Origin of the sequence: Nguyenibacter vanlangensis, assembly GCF_013376155.1 — a bacterium.
In the GTDB taxonomy this organism is placed as follows: Bacteria; Pseudomonadota; Alphaproteobacteria; order Acetobacterales; family Acetobacteraceae; genus Gluconacetobacter; species Gluconacetobacter vanlangensis.
The window spans coordinates 1-4,187 of sequence record NZ_JABXXP010000238.1 but is presented as its reverse complement, the minus strand read 5'-3'; the positions used below and the strand labels follow the sequence as shown (position 1 = coordinate 4,187).

Sequence of the window (4,187 nt, the reverse complement as noted above, 5' to 3'; positions counted from 1 at the left end):
CCGCGCCGCATGGCGCGCCAGGAATGCTGCGGCGCTGGCGCCGGCGGGCGCGATCGCGTTCACGCCGCCTCCGCCAGGAAACGGGCATAACCCTGGGCTTCCAGTTGCTTGGCCAGCTCCGGTCCGCCGCTATGGATGATCCGCCCGCGCGCCATCACATGGATGCGGTCCGGCACGATGTAATCCAGCAGACGCTGGTGATGGGTGATGACCAGCGCCGAGAAATCGGGCGCACGCAGCGAATTCACCCCTTCGGCCACGATGCGCAGCGCGTCGATGTCCAGCCCGCTGTCCGTTTCGTCCAGGATGGCGAAGGACGGCTGCAGCATGCGCATCTGCAGCACCTCGTTTCGCTTCTTCTCGCCGCCCGAGAACCCGACATTCACGTTGCGCTTCAGCATGTCGTCGGCGATCGACAGGTGCCTGGTCTCCTGGCGCACCGCCTTCAGGAAGGCCACGGCATCCAGTTCGTCCTGCCCCCGGGCGCGGCGCACCGCATTCACCGCCGTGCGCAGGAAATTCGCGTTGTTCACCCCCGGCAGCTCGACCGGCGCCTGAAAGGCCAGGAACAGGCCCAGCGCCGCGCGCGCCTCGGGCTCCAGCGCCAGCAGGTCCTGACCCTTGAAGGTCGCGGTGCCCTCCGTCACCTCGTAATCCTCGCGCCCCGCCAGCACATAGGACAGGGTGGATTTGCCCGACCCGTTCGGCCCCATGATCGCATGGACCTCGCCCGCCGGGATCTCCAGATCGACGCCCCGCAGGATCTCCTTGTCCATGCCGCCATCGGAAATCCTGGCGCACAGGCCGGCGATCCGTACAAACTCGTTGCTCACGTCACTCATCTCCGTTCAGCCGACGCTGCCTTCCAGGCTGATCTGCAGCAATTTCTGGGCCTCGACCGCGAATTCCATCGGCAGTTCCTTCAGCACGTCCTTGCAGAACCCGTTGACGATCAGCCCCACCGCGTCCTCTTCCGACAGGCCGCGCTGACGGCAATAGAAGAGCTGATCCTCCGAGATCTTCGACGTCGTGGCCTCGTGCTCCACCTTGGCCGACATGTTGCGGCTCTCGATATAGGGCACGGTGTGCGCCCCGCAGCGGTCGCCGATCAGCAGGCTGTCGCACTGCGTGAAGTTCCGCGCTCCCGACGCCTTGGGCATCATCCGCACCAGCCCGCGATAGGTGCTGTCGGACTCCCCGGCGCTGATGGTCTTGGCGATGATCGTCGAGCGCGTGTTGCGCCCGATATGGATCATCTTGGTCCCAGTATCGGCCTGCTGGTGGTTGTTGGTCACCGCGACCGAATAGAACTCGCCCACCGATCCGTCGCCCTGCAGGATGCAGGACGGATATTTCCACGTGATGGCCGACCCGGTCTCGACCTGCGTCCAGGAGATCTTCGACCGCGCCCCGCGGCAGGCGCCGCGCTTGGTCACGAAATTATAGATCCCGCCGCGGCCTTCCGCGTCGCCCGGGTACCAGTTCTGCACGGTCGAATATTTGATCGCGGCGTCATCCATCGCCACCAGCTCGACCACCGCCGCATGAAGCTGGTTCTCGTCGCGCATCGGCGCCGTGCAGCCTTCCAGATAGGACACCGACGCCCCCTCTTCGGCGATGATCAGCGTCCGCTCGAACTGGCCGGTATTGCGCGCATTGATGCGGAAATAGGTCGACAGCTCCATCGGGCAGCGCACGCCCTTGGGAATGTAGACGAACGAGCCGTCGGTAAAGACCGCCGAATTCAGCGCCGCATAGAAATTGTCCGACACCGGCACCACGCTGCCCAGATAGCGGCGCACCAGGTCCGGATGCGCGCGCACCGCCTCGGAAATCGGACAGAAGATCACCCCCGCCTCGGCCAGCGTCTCGCGGAAGGTGGTCACGACCGATACGCTGTCGAATACCGCGTCCACCGCCACCGGGGCACGGGCCTGCTCGCCCTCGGGCACCTCCACCCCCGCCAGCATCGCCTGCTCGTGCAGCGGAATGCCCAGCTTCTCATAGGTGCGCAGCAATTCGGGATCGACCTCGTCCAGCGATTTCGGCCCGGCCTTCTTCTTCGGCGCGGCATAATAATGCGCGTCCTGGAAATCGATCGGCGGATGGCGCGGCTTCGCCCAGGCCGGCTCCGCCATCGCCTGCCAGGCCCGGAACGCCTTAAGCCGCCAGTCCAGCAGCCACTCCGGCTCCTGCTTGCGGTGCGAGATCAGGCGGATCGTATCCTCGTTCAACCCCTTGGGGGCCAGATCCATCTCGATCTCGGTCTCGAACCCCCATTTGTACGTGGACTGGCTCAGACTCTCGACCGCATCGCGGGTTTCGGCAATCGCTGGCATCTTCCTGCTCCCTCAGACCGCTTCGGCCCGGCCGGCCGCGGATATGTCCCGGACCGCCGGCGCGGCCCCTCTGCCCTGATCGGGGCCCTGATCGGGGCCCTGACCAGGCTCCCTGTCAGAGCCTCGCTCAGAGCCCCAGTCGGGCGATCCCGCCCCATGTCGCTGCCCGCAACGGCGCATGTCCGACAGGCTGATGGCCGACAGCGCGCCGCGGATCGCGTCATTGACCGCGTCCCACTGGCCGCACAGCCCGCACAGCCCGCGCGTATCGCACCCCCCGCCATCGACGCAGGCCGTCAGCGAAATCGGACCGTCCACGGCGGCGATCACCCGCGCGACGGAAATATCGTCCAGCTTCCGCGCCAGCCGGTACCCCCCGCGCGCGCCGCGCAACGACACGACCAGGTCGTCGGCCGCCAGGATCTTCAGCACCTTGGCCACCGTCGGTTCCGGGATTCCCGTAGCCTGCGCCAGCGCGGGCGACGTCATCACCTCGTCCGCCTGCGCCAGGCGCACCAGGGCGACGACGGCGTAATCGGTCAGCTTCGATAATTTCAGCATCCGCCCTCCTTCGCCGGCCACGGTCCCGTCCGCCCATAGCGGACCAAATCAGTACTGATTTCCGTTTCCAGATGCTTCCGTGCAAGGCCAGCGTCAAGTGCAATCGGCACAGCCCAGTCACCTGACGGGCCGCATAACGGCATAATCGGGGGCCGCTTCCCGTCCAACCCGCGTGCTTTAGCCCGCTCCCGGCCCGAATGCCAGCCGCAGCACCAGCGCCAGGCCGGCGCCTGCCAGAAATCCCACCAGCGTGCCGTTCAGCCGCACGAATTGCAGGTCCTTGCCCACACGCAGCTCCAGCCGCTCGGCCAGCATGTCGGCATCCCATCCCGCCACCACCGCGGCGATAAAGCGCGACAGCCGTTCCCGCACGAAGGGCAGCCCGCGCAAGATCATTCGCCGCACGCCCGTCGCCACCCGCTCGCGCAGCGCCGGGTCGGTGCGCATCTGCTCGGCCAGGCGCAGCAGCGTGTCGCGGACGATCGACGCGGCCCATCCGTCGGGCCGTCCCATGTCGGCCTCGATCATCAGCCGCATCCGCCGCCACACATCGCCGCTCCAGTTGCGGATGCTGTCATGGGTCATTACCCCCATGATCGCGCCGGTAATGTCGCGCCGCCGCTCCGGATCGGTCTCGATCCGGTCGATCTCGGCGCGCACCCAGCTCGTAAAGCCCTCGCGCAGCTCCGAATTCTGCGGGTCGATCCGGTCCAGCTCCTGGTTGACCGCCACCAGCACCTTGGTCGCGATCGACCCGCCGATGGCCCAGCCCAGGATCCGCCCGCCCTGCTCGCGCACCCGGTCCTCGATCATCGTGCGCAGCGACGCTTCCTTGGCCTTCAGCCCGTCCTTCATGCGCGCCAGCAGAAAGGACAGCACCTCCTGGTGCCGGTCGCCCTCGACCAGCGCCCGCAGGGTCCGGGCCACGACCGGCGCCACCTCCTCGCCCCCCAGCAGCATCGGCATGATCCGCGCCAGGCCCGATCCCGCGCGCCCGTCCTCCAGACGTTCCAGCACCGCGGGGGCGGCGCCGGCCAGGCTGCGGCTGACCGTCTCGGCCGAGGCCGGGTCGTCCATCAGCCCCGCCAGGATCTCCGGCAGGTCGATCCGGTCCATCGCCGCATTGACGTCGTCCTCGGTAAAGACATGGCCGGCGACGAAACGGCCCAGCGCCTCGCCCAGCCGCGCCTTCTGCGCCGGCAGGATCGCGGTATGCGGAATCGGCAGGCCCAGCGGCCGGCGGAACAGGGCGGTCACGGCGAACCAGTCCGCCAGCCCGCCCACCAC

Annotated in this window: 4 protein-coding genes; all 4 read right to left on the bottom strand. The window is 67.6% G+C overall.

Annotated elements, in window-relative coordinates; all coding sequences use genetic code 11:
- Window positions 1-59: 59 nt before the first annotated feature.
- On the bottom strand, window positions 60-842 hold the full coding sequence (gene sufC, locus HUK84_RS11470; RefSeq protein WP_176640415.1) for a Fe-S cluster assembly ATPase SufC: 783 nt from the start codon (window positions 840-842) through the stop codon (window positions 60-62).
- A gap of 6 nt (window positions 843-848) precedes the next feature.
- Window positions 849-2,339 carry a Fe-S cluster assembly protein SufB gene (gene sufB / locus HUK84_RS11465; protein WP_176640414.1) on the bottom strand — a complete coding sequence of 497 codons (1,491 nt, stop codon included), beginning with the start codon at window positions 2,337-2,339 and terminating at the stop codon, window positions 849-851.
- A gap of 12 nt (window positions 2,340-2,351) precedes the next feature.
- Window positions 2,352-2,900: an SUF system Fe-S cluster assembly regulator gene (locus HUK84_RS11460; RefSeq protein ID WP_176640413.1), complete on the bottom strand. Its 549-nt coding sequence runs from the start codon at window positions 2,898-2,900 to the stop codon at window positions 2,352-2,354.
- A 177-nt stretch (window positions 2,901-3,077) separates the two neighbouring features.
- Window positions 3,078-4,187, bottom strand: a 1,110-nt coding sequence (locus HUK84_RS11455; RefSeq protein ID WP_176640412.1) for a DUF445 domain-containing protein, incomplete at its 5' end; no start/stop codon positions are given.